We start from the raw sequence: 296 nt of genomic DNA, 5'->3' as shown, positions 1-296 counted from the left end.
CAGTACCTTTTGATGATACGAGGAAGAAGGCCAGATTTCTCTGCTTTTTGACACTCCTCGACAAAATCGTTCGCGGTAATGAACGAAGTCCGATAACCTTTCGTGACAGCTTCCGCAGCGATTGAAATCGCCAAGTGTGTCTTCCCAACCCCCGGCGGGCCCAATAATAATACATTGAAGCCGTTATCGATGAACCGACAGGTCATGACCTCCCTGACGCGCTTTTCATTGATGCTCGGCTGAAACGCAAAGTCGAAGTCTTCTAGCGTCTTAAAATAGGGGAGTCTGGCACGTTT

General features: G+C 48.6%; 1 protein-coding gene. It reads right to left on the bottom strand.

Annotated features, from left to right (window positions below; genetic code table 11):
- A partial coding sequence (locus KNP71_RS15830) for an ATP-binding protein (RefSeq protein ID WP_214831064.1) occupies window positions 1-296 on the bottom strand: 296 nt, incomplete at both ends.

Origin of the sequence: Exiguobacterium sp. s56, assembly GCF_018618255.1 — a bacterium.
GTDB classification, from domain to species: domain Bacteria; phylum Bacillota; class Bacilli; order Exiguobacteriales; family Exiguobacteriaceae; genus Exiguobacterium; species Exiguobacterium chiriqhucha.
Note: the sequence above shows the minus strand (reverse complement) of the source record. Positions and strands in the feature narration are given on the sequence as shown.